This window comes from Moorena sp. (assembly GCF_982860115.1).
The window spans coordinates 7346-22511 of sequence record NZ_CEYLVT010000121.1; the positions used below are offsets into that span (position 1 = coordinate 7346).

14 protein-coding genes are annotated in these 15166 nt (G+C 44.0%); 6 read left to right on the plus strand and 8 right to left on the minus strand.

Annotated elements, in window-relative coordinates:
* On the plus strand, positions 1-1249 hold a 1249-nt coding region (locus tag AC4II3_RS19710), incomplete at its 5' end, for an S-layer homology domain-containing protein (protein ID WP_488012076.1).
* A 288-nt stretch (positions 1250-1537) separates the two neighbouring features.
* Here AC4II3_RS19710 and AC4II3_RS19715 read toward each other — a convergent pair.
* Complete coding sequence (locus AC4II3_RS19715) at positions 1538-1753, minus strand: hypothetical protein (RefSeq protein WP_488012074.1); 216 nt, start codon at positions 1751-1753, stop codon at positions 1538-1540.
* Positions 1754-2378: 625 nt separating this feature from the next.
* Positions 2379-2603: a hypothetical protein gene (locus tag AC4II3_RS19720; protein ID WP_488012072.1), complete on the minus strand. Its 225-nt coding sequence runs from the start codon at positions 2601-2603 to the stop codon at positions 2379-2381.
* Between the two features lie 536 nt (positions 2604-3139).
* Here AC4II3_RS19720 and AC4II3_RS19725 point away from each other — a divergent pair.
* Positions 3140-4390 carry a PEP-CTERM sorting domain-containing protein gene (locus AC4II3_RS19725; RefSeq protein ID WP_488012070.1) on the plus strand — a complete coding sequence of 417 codons (1251 nt, stop codon included), beginning with the start codon at positions 3140-3142 and terminating at the stop codon, positions 4388-4390.
* 175 nt (positions 4391-4565) lie between these two features.
* On the opposite strand, the gene AC4II3_RS19730 is transcribed toward AC4II3_RS19725, so the two are convergent.
* Entirely contained in the window at positions 4566-5189 is a 624-nt protein-coding gene (locus tag AC4II3_RS19730) for a type I restriction endonuclease (protein ID WP_488012068.1), read from the minus strand.
* An 86-nt stretch (positions 5190-5275) separates the two neighbouring features.
* On the minus strand, positions 5276-5470 hold the full coding sequence (locus AC4II3_RS19735) for a hypothetical protein (RefSeq protein WP_488012066.1): 195 nt from the start codon (positions 5468-5470) through the stop codon (positions 5276-5278).
* 121 nt (positions 5471-5591) lie between these two features.
* Here AC4II3_RS19735 and AC4II3_RS19740 point away from each other — a divergent pair, with 121 nt between their 5' ends.
* The gene (locus AC4II3_RS19740; protein ID WP_488012064.1) at positions 5592-5978 is read left to right on the plus strand and encodes a hypothetical protein; all 387 of its coding nucleotides are present in this window, start codon (positions 5592-5594) and stop codon (positions 5976-5978) included.
* 234 nt (positions 5979-6212) lie between these two features.
* Positions 6213-7631 carry an LCP family protein gene (locus AC4II3_RS19745; protein ID WP_488012062.1) on the plus strand — a complete coding sequence of 473 codons (1419 nt, stop codon included), beginning with the start codon at positions 6213-6215 and terminating at the stop codon, positions 7629-7631.
* Between the two features lie 38 nt (positions 7632-7669).
* Here AC4II3_RS19745 and AC4II3_RS19750 read toward each other — a convergent pair whose 3' ends face one another.
* Complete coding sequence (locus AC4II3_RS19750; protein ID WP_488012060.1) at positions 7670-8350, minus strand: N-acetylmannosamine-6-phosphate 2-epimerase; 681 nt, start codon at positions 8348-8350, stop codon at positions 7670-7672.
* Between the two features lie 1045 nt (positions 8351-9395).
* Between AC4II3_RS19750 and AC4II3_RS19755 the strand changes: the two genes are divergently transcribed.
* Positions 9396-11225, plus strand: a complete 1830-nt coding sequence (locus AC4II3_RS19755; RefSeq protein ID WP_488010096.1) for a peroxidase family protein — start codon at positions 9396-9398, stop codon at positions 11223-11225.
* Here AC4II3_RS19755 and AC4II3_RS19760 read toward each other — a convergent pair.
* Complete coding sequence (locus tag AC4II3_RS19760; RefSeq protein ID WP_488010098.1) at positions 11188-13515, minus strand: ATP-binding protein; 2328 nt, start codon at positions 13513-13515, stop codon at positions 11188-11190. The two genes, AC4II3_RS19755 and AC4II3_RS19760, sit on opposite strands and share 38 nt — an antisense overlap.
* A gap of 427 nt (positions 13516-13942) precedes the next feature.
* Here AC4II3_RS19760 and AC4II3_RS19765 point away from each other — a divergent pair, with 427 nt between their 5' ends.
* Complete coding sequence (locus AC4II3_RS19765; RefSeq protein WP_488010094.1) at positions 13943-14209, plus strand: hypothetical protein; 267 nt, start codon at positions 13943-13945, stop codon at positions 14207-14209.
* 125 nt (positions 14210-14334) lie between these two features.
* Here the strand turns inward: AC4II3_RS19765 and AC4II3_RS19770 are convergent, their stop codons facing one another.
* Together AC4II3_RS19770 and AC4II3_RS19775 are read right to left on the minus strand one after the other, a co-directional pair.
* Complete coding sequence (locus AC4II3_RS19770; protein WP_488010092.1) at positions 14335-14688, minus strand: type II toxin-antitoxin system RelE/ParE family toxin; 354 nt, start codon at positions 14686-14688, stop codon at positions 14335-14337.
* Positions 14678-14920, minus strand: a complete 243-nt coding sequence (locus AC4II3_RS19775; RefSeq protein WP_488010090.1) for a hypothetical protein — start codon at positions 14918-14920, stop codon at positions 14678-14680. Before AC4II3_RS19775 ends, AC4II3_RS19770 begins: the two co-directional genes overlap by 11 nt.
* Positions 14921-15166: the final 246 nt, after the last annotated feature.

Here is a 15166-nt window from a genome sequence, read left to right on the forward strand (position 1 = left end):
TGGTGGAGGAACACCCGGTGGTGGTGGAGGAACACCCGGTGGTGGTGGAGGAACACCCGGTGGTGGTGGAGGAACAAAAAAGTTAAGTGATATTGCCGGTCATTGGGCAGAGGATTTCATCGAGGTATTGTACAGTGAAGAATACATTAGTGGCTTCCCTGATGGCAGCTTTAAGCCAGACGACACAATGACCCGTGCTGAATATGCGGCCTTGTTGGTCAACGCTTTCGATCCTCAACCTGAAAGGGAAGCCAAGGATTTCACTGATGTTGATTCCAAGTATTGGGCTTATAAAAAGATTACACAAGCCTATCGTGGTGGATTCCTCTCTGGCTTCCCTGGGGGGACATTCAAACCCACAGACAAGGTCCAGCGTGCCCAAATCATTGTTTCACTGGTAAATGGGTTAGACTTAACGGCTTCGAGTCCTAATGCCTTACAAGCCTACGATGACAGTGGTTCCATTCCTACCTACGCCATTGACGCTGTGAAAACGGCAACCAAAAAAGAAATTATCGTAAATCACAGCAATCTCAGGCAACTCAACCCCACTCGCAATGCTACCCGTGCTGAAGTAGCTGCGATGGTTTATCAAGCCTTGGTGGATGATAAGAAAGTCAGCGCCATTAACAATAAATATATTGTCAAATTTACCGACGACGGCATACCCACCTTCGCAGACATTCAAGACCACTGGGCGAAAGACTTTATTGAGGAATTGTTGAAAAAAGGTATAGTTGCAGGTGTTGACAACAGTAACTTTAAACCTGACGATAAGATCAAACGTTCTCAATATGCAGCCTTGATTAGCAAAGCGTTCGACCCTCCAGCGATCAGGCCAGGTAAGGAATTCAAAGATGTCGGTGATGGGTCTTGGGCTAAGGATGCGATTCAAAAAGCCTATCGCGGTGGATTCCTGTCTGGTTACACTGATGGCAACTTCGGACAAGGGGATAATGTCAAGCGAGCGGATGTGATTGTTTCCTTAGTGAATGGCTTGGATTTAAAAGAATCGGATCCCAATGCTTTGGATCTCTATGATGACAAAGACAAGATTCCCAACTATGCCAAAGAGCAAGTAATAACGGCTACTAAAAAGAAGATTGTAGTGAATTCCCCTGAACTGAGGAAACTCAATCCTGTGCGTGAGGCCACTCGTGGTGAGGTAGCTGCGATGGTTTATCAGGCTCTGCTGGATAAGGGCACACTAACTGCTGCTGTTGAGAGTGAGTTTATTGTGGTTGGTTGATTTATGGTTTGGATCTGACCGGGCTTAGATCGACTAAATCTTTCTGAAAACATCGGTAGCCTGCTGAATGCAGGCTTTTTTTTGTATAACGCCATAATTTTTAGCATATGCGCTACGCGCGCGCTACTTGAGGTGCTATCAGCTATCAGCGAACAGCGATTAGCGCTACGCTCACCGCTGACCGCTGACTGGTGTTCGCGTAGCGTGCGCGTAGCGCATATGCTTACCTATAAATTTTGAGGAATTATCAGAGTTATCCTCAACTAAACATGGCAGGAATGTCTCCTTTTATAGACCCACAGTTACTGCTATAGGTTCGATTACTGCTATAGGTTCGATTTTTATAGGTGTTACAATAGGAAGACTATCAAAATCCTCCAACACCATTCCTTTGCAGCCGGTAAATACAAAAGGATTGGGGTCTTTGATTTGTGTGGGTAACGTAAGGTCTACTGTAGTTGTCTCAACTGGCATCTCAGTAAATTTAAGATTCGTAATCTCCATAGTCGAAACCTCCTGAAATTAACTAAATAAATTGGTTGCTTCTCAAGTATTATGGAAAAAATTGCCAATTATTAGCCAGATTGGCTAACGGTTTTAATTTCTCGCCAATCTGGCCAGACAGCTAAAGGTTAGTCGTTAATATAGTAGCTATAGTGCTTCTCACACCAATCAAATTTAAGGGCGCAACCCATGCGCTCTTAACCCTTTTCTTAGGCCAGTTATAACCACTCGATTTGGTTAGTGTTACGAAATTACTTGACCTAATAATAGAGGGTATATATAAATTTTTACGAGTGTTATATTATTTAAGTTTTACCGCTTGGAGCAGTTAGCGTTCCCGTAGCGTGACCTACGGTTAATCGCATCTTCGTTTCTAAATTGATTAGAAGCTGACGGCTGAAAAGTTAGAGCTTAATGCTTACGTTGATTTTAACTGACTATCACAAATCATCCCACTCTACAAAACTACGTTTGATCAGTGGGATGATTGTGTTTAAGGTTATAGATTATAGGCTTTAGGAATCATAATGTTAAGGTTAGCAAGTGCTATCAAGCGCACTTATCTTATCAAAGATGATACTTTTACCCTAATCTCTTTACCATAAAATCTATCCATCTTGAAGAGTTACATTGATATTCCGCTGAATCCAATTCCGACGGTTTTGCCAGTAAAACTAGGGGTATCAAGAGATAGGAATACTGATTGTTCTTTGGTAGCAGCAGCAAAATCCTCCAACATCAGTGCTTTGCAGGCACCGTAGTTAAAAGTATTTGGGTCTGACTTTATCTCTTTAGTTATATCAATTTTCATATCTTTGAGATCATTGAAATTTATACCCTTAATCTCCATATTGTAAACCTCCTGAAATTAACTAAAAAACTCGGTTGTGCATTTTTGACACTACTATCATAATGCATTTTTTTAGTTCTGGTAATTTACTGGTTATTTAATTTACTTATTGGTTTAGTTAAACTTCTGAAGATTATCTTATCTATCATAATAATTATCGAATAATTAACCAAAAAATAGCCAATATGGCGAACTTTTTTTACTTCTCGCCAATCTGGCGATACAACTTACTTAAACTCATTAATAATAGTAGAAATTTTCTAAATTATTTAAACTAAGTTATTTCCAATTAATAACTTAGTTTACTGAGTGAAGTAACCGTCAGCCGTCAGCCATTCCCGTAGCGCATTAGGTGATAGCTCATAGCTGAATACTTCCCTATAAAATTTCTCATAGTAAGCATCTACAGTATTTTTTTGCTGTTGCCTGTTGCCTGTTGCCTGTTGCCTGTTGCCTATTGCCTACTCCCTACTCCCTACTCCCTATTCCCTATTTAAGAATTGCTATATACCTATTAACCTAGAAACACATTAACCATGACGAAAAGAATTGTTCCAACAGTAATTTACTTCACAGTTGGCATCCCCTTATGGGTACTAAACAGCCAAACTCCAGCAACTGCTACTGTCTTTTTCCAAGGCTTAGGAGATTTACCTGGAAGTATCTTTAGCAGTGATAGTTCTGGGGTATCAGCAGATGGCTCAGTTGTAGTAGGAGCCAGTTTCAGTGGTAATGGTTTGGAAGGAGAAGCATTCCGTTGGACACAAGACACTGGCATCGTCGGACTCGGAGACCTTCCCGGTGGTCCTTTTGTCAGTGCAGCATTTGATGTATCTGGAGATGGTTCTATTGTTGTCGGTGCTAGCTTTAGCGCTGCTAGTTCTTCATCTACAGTAATACCACCAACTGAAGCATTCCGGTGGACAGCAGAAACTGGCATAGTAGGATTGGGAGACTTAGAAGGAGGCGGGTTTAGCAGTTTTGCATCCGGTATATCCAGCGATGGCTCTGTGATAGTTGGAAACAGCAATGGTCCTCAAGGCACAGAGGCATTTCGTTGGACAGCGGAAACCGGACTAGTGGGACTCGGAGACTTACCAGAAGGCGGGTTTAGTAGTCAAGCCGTCAGAGCATCAGCAGATGGCTCCGTGATTGTAGGTGGTGGCATTAGTGCTTCAGGGATAGAAGGATTTCGCTGGACAGAAGAAACCGGAGTAGTCGGAGTGGGAGACTTACCAGGAGGAGTATTTTTCAGTAGAGCAGCAGATGTATCCGCTGATGGTTCAGTGATTGTGGGCAGAAGCGCTAGTGCTAACTCCAGCGTTAGTGGTCAAATTGGTAACTTTAGCGGTACAGAAGCCTTTGTGTGGACTGAGGAAACGGGTATTTTAGGAATTTCGGATTTGCCAGGGGGAGGATTCTTTAGTAGAGCCTTCGGCGTTTCAGGAGATGGTTCGATCGTAGTTGGACAAAGTGAGGGATTCCGGGGTCAAGAACCCTTTATCTGGGATAGGGTCAATGGTATCCGCCCCCTGCTGGATGTATTGATCGATGACTTGGGATTGGATTTGACCGGCTGGACTAATTTGGTCGCCCAAGACATTTCCGATGACAATTCCACAGTGATTGGGTTTGGCCTCAATCCCGATGGCAACACAGAAGGGTGGATAGCACGACTGACTCCAGCATCAGTTACAGTCCCGGAACGGAGTTCAGTTTTTAGTCAATTAGCTATTTTTGGTGTGATTAGTGTAGCATCAGCACTTAAGCGGAAACTGAAGCGCTAAAAATCCTTAAACTTGGGAACAGGGAACAGGTAAGCATTCAGCTATCAGCTATCAGCTATCATCTGACGGCTGACGGCTGACGGCTGACGGCTGACGGCTGACGGCTGACTGCTGACTGCTGTTCGCGTAGCGTGCGCGTAGCGCATATGCTTACCAGGGAAAAGGCAACGAAAACTCAATTGACTACCAATTCAGCAATGCGCTTAAGGATCCTAAGCACGTTATACCAGTCATTGCCACGATAAAGGGTAAACTCATCGGAAAGAGCATACATCGGTATACCGGATTTACTCACTTTCAAAAACCGGAAATTAGTACCATTAGTGACCAAGCCAAAACTAGGGCGCAACTGATTAGGATTAGCCATCATGTAGGTCAATGCCTGAGGAATTGCTGATTTGAGAGAGAATCCAGCTTGTTTTGACTCAATCACTAATACCCAAAACTGCTCTTGTAGCACCAACACATCAATACGCCCTCGCAGGATTTCGTGCTCCTCAACAGCGGCAATTTCTATTGCGGCCTCTGTCTTGAGGTGAAAGGGAGAACCATAAAAACCCGCTAGTCCTAACAAGGGAGACAACACTACCATTTTGACAATGTCTTCCACCATCGGGTACTGTTCCAGGTATAGCATGTGAGCCTTAATTTGCTCTAAGGACTGCTGTTCAGTGTCGGTAAGTTCTGGTAACTCCTCCTGCCACTCTCGGAAAAATTGGTCATCCTCTGCTGGGGTCAGGTTAAATTTAACCTTCACATCATGCAAGCTAAGTTCTGTTATTGGTATCGTCTTCACCATCAGGATTGAGCCAAGGTCTATCTTAACTTTTTGGAAAACCTATGATCGCCGACCGCGAAAGCTAGTTAGGGCTTACCACTAGCCTGTCACTCAGTCTCCCTATAGCTCAAGGCTCGACCTACTAATGCGATCGCTAAAAAAACCGTTGGAGCCAGCACACCAATCAACCCATTAATGGATGTAGCGGCAATGGGTAAACTGGGAGCAAGGTATTTAATAATAACAGAAATTATCGTGGAGAGGATGACGAGTTTGATAATGAAGCTTAGTTGATTATCCATGTTGCCATTGCCCTATTGCTATTACTATATTTTCATTGGTGGATAACAACTAAGAAATGTCATGATAAGAGGTAAAACTACCAAATCATGGGGTTTGAGGGATGATTAAGGCAAGTTACGGATGAAAGAGCATGTGAAAAAGACAAATTCTACCGAAAATCAAGATAATCAGCGCCTACAGCTATTTATTTACCTTGTCCCCATCTTTGGCTTGTTTCCAGCACTGTGGACATTGTATCACTCTCAGGGAACCCGAGAGGAAAAAACAGTGAGTCGCTTGTCCGTCACCTTGGCCTTTGGTTGGTTGCTAGGATACAGTTTATTATCAGCAGGAGCACAATTGTCGGAATTTTGGACATTACGCTTGCTGTTTCTCAATGCTATGCTGACATCTGGCTATTTTCTGGTAAGTTTAGCTGTGATGGTGCGCTTATGGCAGCGCCAGTCACCACGCCTGCCTTGGATTAGCCGGATCTCTGAAGGAATCTTGGGCAAGTATTTGTCCTAGTCTAGGGGTTTAATAAAAGAAATGATGTACTCTATTGATGGTTTTGACTGACTGATTGGGCAAGCTTAATCGAAAATTTACCTAATCAGGCAGCAACCTGTTATAAAACCTGCTATAGAGTATTATTACTAAACTTTAAGATCGAAGCTCCAGGTCAACCATGTAAAACCGGTCAGGAGTGAATAGTCTTCTTCTGAAAATACCATCCCTATTGCCTGTGTGTGAGGAAGCCCAGTGCCAGTTCAAAGAACTTATCGAAAACGCCGTGTAGTGAGAAGACCTACTCGCCCCGTTCGCAGAAAAAAGGTAAAAGTCAAGCGAGGGAATTTGCTCTGGCTTTGGCTAGGTTTTACCGCAGTGGCAATGTCATCTGCGGCAGCAGGTGCAATGCTAGCTGTATCCCTAGCAAGTACCCCTTTGCTGCAAACTGAACTGACTCCGGACGAGAAATCTGTATTTAACCAAGAGGAAACCATTTCCAGCAACACCATGCAGTTGCCGGAGTTGACTCGACCAGTTAATATCTTATTTCTTGGTATCAAAGTCCTAACCTCTGATCTCGACAAACCCCCAGAAGTAGACCTGGGATACCACGCTCTGGTCAATTCCTTAGAGGGTTTGTCAGATACCATGCTCCTGCTACGGTTTGACCCAGAGGGGGAAAAAGTCAAAGTTCTTTCCATGCCTCGTGATACTAAAACTCGTATTGAGAAACATGGTAACATTAAGCTCAATGCTGCCAATTATTTCGGTGGACCTGCACTCACAGCGAAGGCGGTCAGTGATCTTCTCGATGATGTGGCCATTGACCGTTATATCCGAGTAAACGTTCAGGGTGTGGAAAAACTGGTGGATGCCTTGGGAGGAGTTACGGTTTATATTCCCAAGGATATGAAGTACACTGACCACTCTCAACACCTTTATATCAACCTCAAAAAAGGTAGACAGCACCTGAATGGTGAGAAGGCGATGCAGTTCCTGCGGTTTCGCTATGACAAATATGGGGATATAGGTCGAGTTCAGCGGCAACAAATGCTGATGAGGGCATTGGTAGAACAGGCACTAAAACCTAGCACTATCGCACGAATCCCACAAATACTCTCAGTTATTCAGTCCCACATTGACACCAACTTAAGTGTAGAAGAGCTAGTGGCATTAGGGGGTTTTGCCACCAAGACGAAACGAGCCAATGTCCAAATGCTAATGCTGCCTGGTCGGTTTAGCAACGATGGCAAGAAACAAGCCAGTTACTGGTTGCCAAACCACCGCCGCATTCAGCAGATGGTGGCTCAGCACTTTGGTCAAGGCTATGGCTATTACTCCAATGCCAACGCCACATCCCTACGGATTGCGATTCAATACACTACAGATTCTTCTGAAGTCGCTAAGGCTATGCTCCGCAACCTCAACCGAGGTGGCTACCAGAATGTTCGTATTGATCAGAAATTGTCTAGGGAACCATTGCGCACCACTCGCATTATTGCCCAACAGGGAGACGATGAAAGTGCTGGCACTATCCGTAACTATTTGGGATTTGGGGAAGTGCGGGTCGAAAGCACCGGTGCTTTTTCCTCAGATATTACCATTCAGTTGGGTCAAGACTGGCTACAGAAACTGGGTTCTCAACAACAGGATAGCTTTTCCAGCTTCTAGCAAGGCTAATTATAGGGCTAGTGGACAGTTAATGCTACTTATAATAACTCGACAAAAGCCTTAACTTGCAAATCAATGCCAGTAATGGCAGTGCCGACAACAACCGCATAGGCTCCCAATTCTAGAGCAGTTTGAGCCATCTTGGGGGTGGCAATACCTCCTTCGCATATGGCTGGGATATCTAAATGCTTCACCAACTGGCTGAGTAGGCCAAAGCCGGGAGGAGACAGATGGCTGGTTTGAGCGGTGTAGCCATAGAGGGTGGTACCAACTAAATCCACACCAGCGGCTTGTGCTGCGATCGCACTCTCAAGGGTATCCACATCTGCCATCACCGGTTTACCCAATGTATCGTGAATCTGCTTAATTAAATCTTGAACTGTTTCCCCTCCAGGACGTTCCCGTAAGGTGGCATCAATGGCAATAATATCAGCACCAGCGGATGCGATCGCTTTGGCATGGTGAAACTGGGGAGTAATATATACCTCAGACTCCGGTAACTGTTGCTTCCACAAGCCAATAATTGGAGCAGTGGGACATTGACTACGAACAGCTGCCACATGGTCAGGTGTATCAATACGCACACCAGATGCCCCCTGATTCATCGAAGCTTGTGCCATAGCGGCAATCACTAGGGGGTTGTGCAGGGGTGAGTCAGGGGGTGCCTGACAAGACACAATTAGACTATCACGAATTGAATTGAGAGAATTAGCTGCCATGTTGTTGGTGGTTACAGTAACTTATTATCGATATATAGCGGTTCCACAGCATTTATAAAATAGGTGAGGTGCAGAAGTTTTGGATTTTAGGGAATAGGGAATAGGGAATAGGGAATAGGGAATAGGGAATAGGGAATAGGGAAAAAATTATGTGTAGCTCATAAATCTAATAACCGTTATATAGGAATTGGTTTAAGTACTGGGTTTATTGTATTATATTATCTCCAGATAATTCCCCTTAATAAAAATCTTCCCATCTCCCTATCTCCCTATCTACCCATTTCCTCGCGCCACGGTATCTTTAGGCGGTTTGGTGGTTGTTTGTGCTCTATTTTGACTTTATTGCTTTTTTTGAGCAGGTCAGTTTAAGGTTTTTTTTTAGGTCATTGATTCTAAAGTTAGGCTGAATTTAAGTCTTTATATTTCCAGTTTTGATTAATAAAGCTTTGTTTACCAAGGATAATTTCCACTATTTTTATTTGGTAAACTGGCGCAATTACTCATCCCAAAGAGGTAGAATTGCTTTACTCATCAATGGCTACTTTAAATTTTCTGCTTTTGTCAACCCCTCTACCTAAATCCTTACACTATATTTATCTACAATCAAGATTTATTGGGTTGACAAGATATTGATTTATTGTGCGTCTCTATCCAGATAATCTTTAATTAAAGAATTAAAGATTATGTAAAACTATATTTTTTTGGCGGTAGATATCCGAAATCCAGCTATCTTAAAATTAGCAACTAGCAGTAACTTTTAATCTTGACTATGGGGTAAATACGGAATAAATTATGTAGCAAAAAGAAATACGTAATCGTTATCATAGCCCGTTTTAAAAATTATTTACTGGCGATAAATGAGGGAATTACGTGAAGACTTACTTTAGACTAAAACCAGTGAATCTTGGGGATAACTAAAGTAAATTACCCGCCTTTACCAAAGCATGTAGCTACTTTCCAAACACCTTATTAGAAGAGATAGAGTATTTTACTGCATCTACCACATTAGCGGTTGAGATGCAATCTTGACCTAAGTACTAACCTGATGAAAAATCACTTATCTAACTTGGAAGTAGTTAGAAACTTCAAGCCTCGTAAGCTTGGTTTAGCAATAACCACTTTCGCTGCCCTAGGATTTTCCATGTCTGTGCCTGCTGCTGCAGGAGAATTTCGTACCATTAACGGATTTGGTAACAACCTAAATGATCCCACATTGGGTCAAGCGGAAACACAACTGCTTCGGCTGCTAACTCCTGCTTACGAGGATGGCTTCAATGCACCAAGAATAACCGGTAGCACCGGCAATCTTTTGCCTAACCCCCGTGACATTAGCAATACGATTGTGCCCCAGAAGGAATTAGTACCTAATTTCCTCAACGCCAGCGACTGGATCTGGCAGTGGGGGCAGTTCATAGATCACGACTTGGATCTTAATGAGGGAGGCTTAGATCGGCCACCAGAGGATTTCACCCCCATCCCAATTAACCCTATTGACATTGCTACTGGTCTTCCGGATCCACTCGCGCCATTGATACCCTTGATCAGGGTTCCTGCAGCTGAAGGCACTGGCACTGGACTTGGAAATCCGCGCCAGCAGATCAACCAGCTGACTTCTTTTATTGATGGTTCACAGGTATACGGATCTGATTCAGTGCGCGCGGAATTTTTGCGTACCAATGATGGTAGTGGAAAGCTCAAGAGCCAAAGTATCAATGGCCAAGAGCTACTGCCTTTCAACACTGGCGGATTTCCTAATGCCAACACTACTCCCCCTATATCAGGAGAAGAGTTGTTCATCGCTGGCGATGTTCGTGCCAACGAACAAATTGGCTTAACCGCAGTTCACACTTTGTTCGTACGGGAGCACAATCGTCTGGCTGAAGAACTTACTGAAAAAATTGACGCTGGCGACCCGGTCATTTTGGAGAAGTTAGATCACTCAGGACTTGATCAAGGCGACTTTATCTACGAATCAGTCCGTAAGGTGGTTGGTGCTCAGATTCAAGTAATCACATACAATGAATTCCTACCGCTGTTCATTGGCGATGGCCTTTTGGAGGATTACTCTGGCTACGATCCAACCGTTGACCCACGTATCAGTGTGGAATTTGCCAATGCTAACTTCCGGGTTGGCCACACTCTTCTATCCCCAGAGCTTCAGCGCATTAACAATAACGGCACTTCCCTCGGAAGTATCTCCCTTGCCGATGCCTTCTTCAATCCCCAAGAGGTGATTGATAACGGCGTCGATGCACTGTTTTTGGGTTTAGCTTCCCAGGTGGCTCAAGAGGTTGACAATCAGTTAGTGGACGGGGTGCGGAACTTCCTTGCCCCGATTGCCACCGGTGGCTTTGACCTGGCTTCAATCAATATTGCGCGGGCAAGGGAAGTTGGCCTTCCCGGTTACAATCAGGCTCGTGTAGAACTTGGTCTGGATCCGGTCACTGCCTTCTTGACCACCGATACCGAACTTGGCATTACTTCTAACCCAGAAGTAGCAGCTCTATTTGAAAAAATCTACGAGTCTGTAGAGGATGTGGATTTCTGGATTGGAGGAATATCTGAGGACTCCTTCAACGGTGGCTTGGTTGGTGAACTATTCAATACGGTCATCTCAGACCAGTTCAGGCGGGCACGGGATGGTGACCGGTTCTTTTTCCTCAACGATCTCGATCATCTGCTGGCCTTGGCTCCAGATCTAGAAAGCACTCGCCTCTCGGACATTATTCGCCGAAACTCAAGCATTAGCAAGATCCAAGATAATGCTTTCGTTGTCCCAGAAGACGTGCCGGAACCTAGCAGCATCCTTGGTTTAGTTACACTCCTAGGTTTAGCAGCTATAGCGCAGCGCTATAACTTTCCACCAACGCCATAACCCTGTACAATAATTCCATCGGTTCTATCGGTTTATATAAGTAATCATCCACTACCTCCATCATCTCTTGTTGCTCTATGTTTGGCAGGCTCGGAATCGTTAAAGCCAGAATTTTTACCCTACCGGTTGTGGAGGATTGACGCAGCCATTGAGTCATTTCGTAACCCTCCCTAGTTGGTAACTGCCAATCGATAATGATAGTTTCGGGCTTAAGCAAAGCAATTTGTTTGATGGCAGTGGAAGCATCGATCAACCAAATTACTTTATAGCCTGCTGCGGTCAAAATCTCGCAAATTAGGGTAGCAATCTCTTCTTGGTTTTCCACTAGGGCCACAGTGCCTTGAGCTTTGAGAGTTAGGTTGGACTTTGGCAGGGCTTTTCCTGAAGTAGCTGGTACTATGGGTTGAGTGGGTAGCCAAACTGTAAAACAAGACCCCTCTGCCACTACCGATTCCACCTCAATTTTGCCCCTATGGAGTTCGATTAGCTGTTTGGTTAAGGCTAACCCCAAGCCAGTTCCTTCATACTTGCGACGGTAGGGGGTTTCTAGCTGCTGAAACTTTTGAAACAGTAATGGTAACTGGTCTTGGGAAATACCAATGCCTGTATCTTCCACTTGAAACACTACTAAGTGCTTTTCTGGCCAGACCCGTAGGATTACTTTACCCCCCTGTGGGGTAAATTTAATCCCATTGCTTAAAAGGTTAAATAAAATCTGTTTAACCCGCCGTTGGTCTGCATAAAAACAGTCCCTTTCTGGTGGCACTCGCCAATCTAGCTGTAGAGTCACCTGCTGTTGGTAGGCTTGTTCGTTTAGGCTACTCAACACCTGATTGGCTAGCTTACTTAAGGAAAATTTGCTGATAGTCAGGACTAACTTTCCTGCCTCAACCTGAGACAAATCCAGAATATCGTTGATCAGTTCTAGCAGGTGTTGCCCATTGTCCTGGATAGTTTTTAAATAGCGCTGTTGCTTTTCTACAGGTAATCTTTGGGAACTGTCCTGACCAAAACACCAGCGCAAGAGTGTAGCTGCCATCCCAATTACGCAGGTCAGAGGGGTGCGCAATTCATGACTCATGGTAGCTAGAAACTCACTCTTAGCAAGATTAGCTGCTTGAGCAGCTTTCAAGGCATCCCGGAGTGCTTGGGTGCGCTCAATTACCCGTTGTTCAAGGGTGTTGTTTTGCTGCTGCACTTGGGCGTATAACTTCGCTTGATAGATGGCAATGGCTAGGTGTTCAGCAATTGCTTGGAGAAAGTTTTTTTCACTGTCCTGCCATCGCCTTGGCTCCAAACACTGATGGGCAATTAGTAGCCCCCACAGGTTGTTTTCGACAATAATTGGTGCGACTAACTTGGCTCGTACTTGATGTCGATGCAACAGTTTAAGTAAGCAATTATGGGTATTATAGGTTCGATCAACATCATCAACAGCAACCGTTGACCCTCGCTGATATTTATGTGTAGAGTTCGGTACATGGGTTAAGCATTCCTCCTGCTCAATCACATTCAGCACTGATGGGATAGCATCGGAGGCTTTAGCTTCGTAGGTAATACAACCCCAGCCTAATTCAGTGGCAGCAGCAGGTGCTGGATCTAGTGCTGTGGGACTAGAGGTGTAAGGGAAATCAAATTGATAGATTACTAATCGGTCTACTTCTAGGAAGTGTCGTACCCGTTCAACTGCTGTGGTGAGGATAAGGGGTAACTCTTGGCTTTGACGGATTTGACTGGTCACCTGATTGAGCAATCGCTCTTGCTCAACCTGCTGGTGCAGTGCTTCGGCTACGGGTTGACAAATGGACCCATAGGGATAAGCTGGCTGTACTAATGGTGGAACATCGGTGTTGTAGTTATCCGTGTTGTAGTCACACAGAATATCAATTAATGATAGGGTAAATTCGCTCTGGATAGCTGGATTATTCGGTTTGAGGGAGGCTTGAGCCCTATTGATTAGGTTGAGAACATCCTCAGAGGTTTCAAATTTTGATGGTGAGGTTACGTAGGAGTCTTTGAGATGGGTAAGAAAGTTTGCGATCGCATCCGGAGCGAAGGTCAATCCCACTTGGTACATTCTCATCAGAGAGTCATACGCAGTTAAGGTCTCCGGTTGGGCTTCCCCCCACAGTAGACAACTGAACTGTTCTGATCCGATCAGGGTAAACCTTTGGCTCTGAGCCTCAGTAATCACCCTCTGATTCACCAAAATATCAGACTTTAGGAGTATTGCTTCTTCCCCCAAAGTTGACTCCATCTCGTCTAATCGCTGATTCAGACGCTCGAACACAGCCAAGGGCAAAATTCTGAGGAATTTTGGATTACTAAATAATTTTGTAGGTGGAATTAACGATAACACCTGCTGCCTGGTGGGCTAACTTGCCTGAATGGTGTAGATAATAGCTTCTTTGATGGTAGTTGATTTTTGTCCACCTGCTGATAATTATTTCCCTATTATACCACATTTTAGCTTTGAATGCAGCGTGTTAAGTGCGTTAAGTGTGTTAAGTGTGTTAAAAACTGTAAATATGGTAAGTGTGGTTAACAGGGGCAGGGAGAGGGTAGAAGTAATTGGTTTGGTGGGTTAATAACGCATCAAACTAAATTGCGATGTTCCGTTCGCGAACGCACTGAATTTTTAGGAATGTTTAACATCAGTAATAAGGAGTAAAAATAAAATACAATAGATAAATATATCAGATTAACAGTGTTAAGACATGACACCAGAAGAAAGATTAACTCAAGTAGAGAACTTGTTAGAAACAGCAGCACGATACATTAATCGTCACTCTCAGATTATCGAGCAAAATCAAGCAGACATCACTCAATTACGAGTTTCTCTGAATGAGACCTTAAGATTGTTTTCTGATTTAGCAACCTATCAACGTCAAAGTCAAGAGGAGATTCGTCAAAATCAAGAAGAAATACGACGGATTTGGGAATATTTATTAAATCAAAGCGGTAATGGACGCTCCGGGAATTAAACCTCTAGGGTTGTACCACTGGTTTGGTGCGTTATTAACCCACCAAACTAAAACGTGATGCTCCTTGGCCTTTGGGCCACGCTACGCGAATGGAGCCGCTACGCGAACGCACTAAAACAAGGGAATTACTGGGATTCAAAATTAGCCACGATTCTCTTGATTTTGTCGGCTCTAATATCTCCTTGATCTGACTTTGAGTAAATAGTAACCAAAATAATGTTAGTTGAAGTTTTGAGGTAGTAAATAAAGCGGTAACCGCCACTTTTACCCTTTTGAATATTACTATTCCTAACCCTGACCTTGAATACCGTGTAGGGAATGCTTGGGATCTGATCTCCAATAATTTCACCTGACTGTAACTGATCAATAATCGGCTGGACGTCAGAGCGGATATTAGGATACCGCTTGGCTAGATTGCGTAGGCTTCTCTTGAACTCAGGTGTAACCTTGATTTGGATTTTGGTTGGTTCATTCTGCATCAATCCCATCCCACAGCTGTGAAACAGGAAGTGTATTCCCTGTCATGGCTTCTTGCCATCCCTGACGAAAGCTTTCTTCTGCCGTATCCTGTGTAACACTCTCACGAAACAAACGAACTATCTGCAACAAATTGGGTAAGTATTCTTGGGGAGTTTGCTGTATTTCCTCAATCACTTGTTCGAGTATTTCTGTGGTAGTAGCGTTATCAGCTACAAAATTTTTGTCTGTCATTATCCTACCTTAAAGTTAGCAATACTCTGATTACTATAGCAGTTCTCAATTGGGTTAGGTACTTTCGTTATCGGGAGTAGGGAGTAGGGAGTAGGGAGTAGGAAGTAGGGAGTAGGGAGTAGGGCGAAGAGTGTGGGGCGGGGGGGGCGGAGAGAATTGTTATATTGGTTTAATAGCGCACTAAACTAGAATGCGATGCTCCTTGGCCTTTGGGCCACGCTACGCGAATGGAGCCGCTACGCGAAC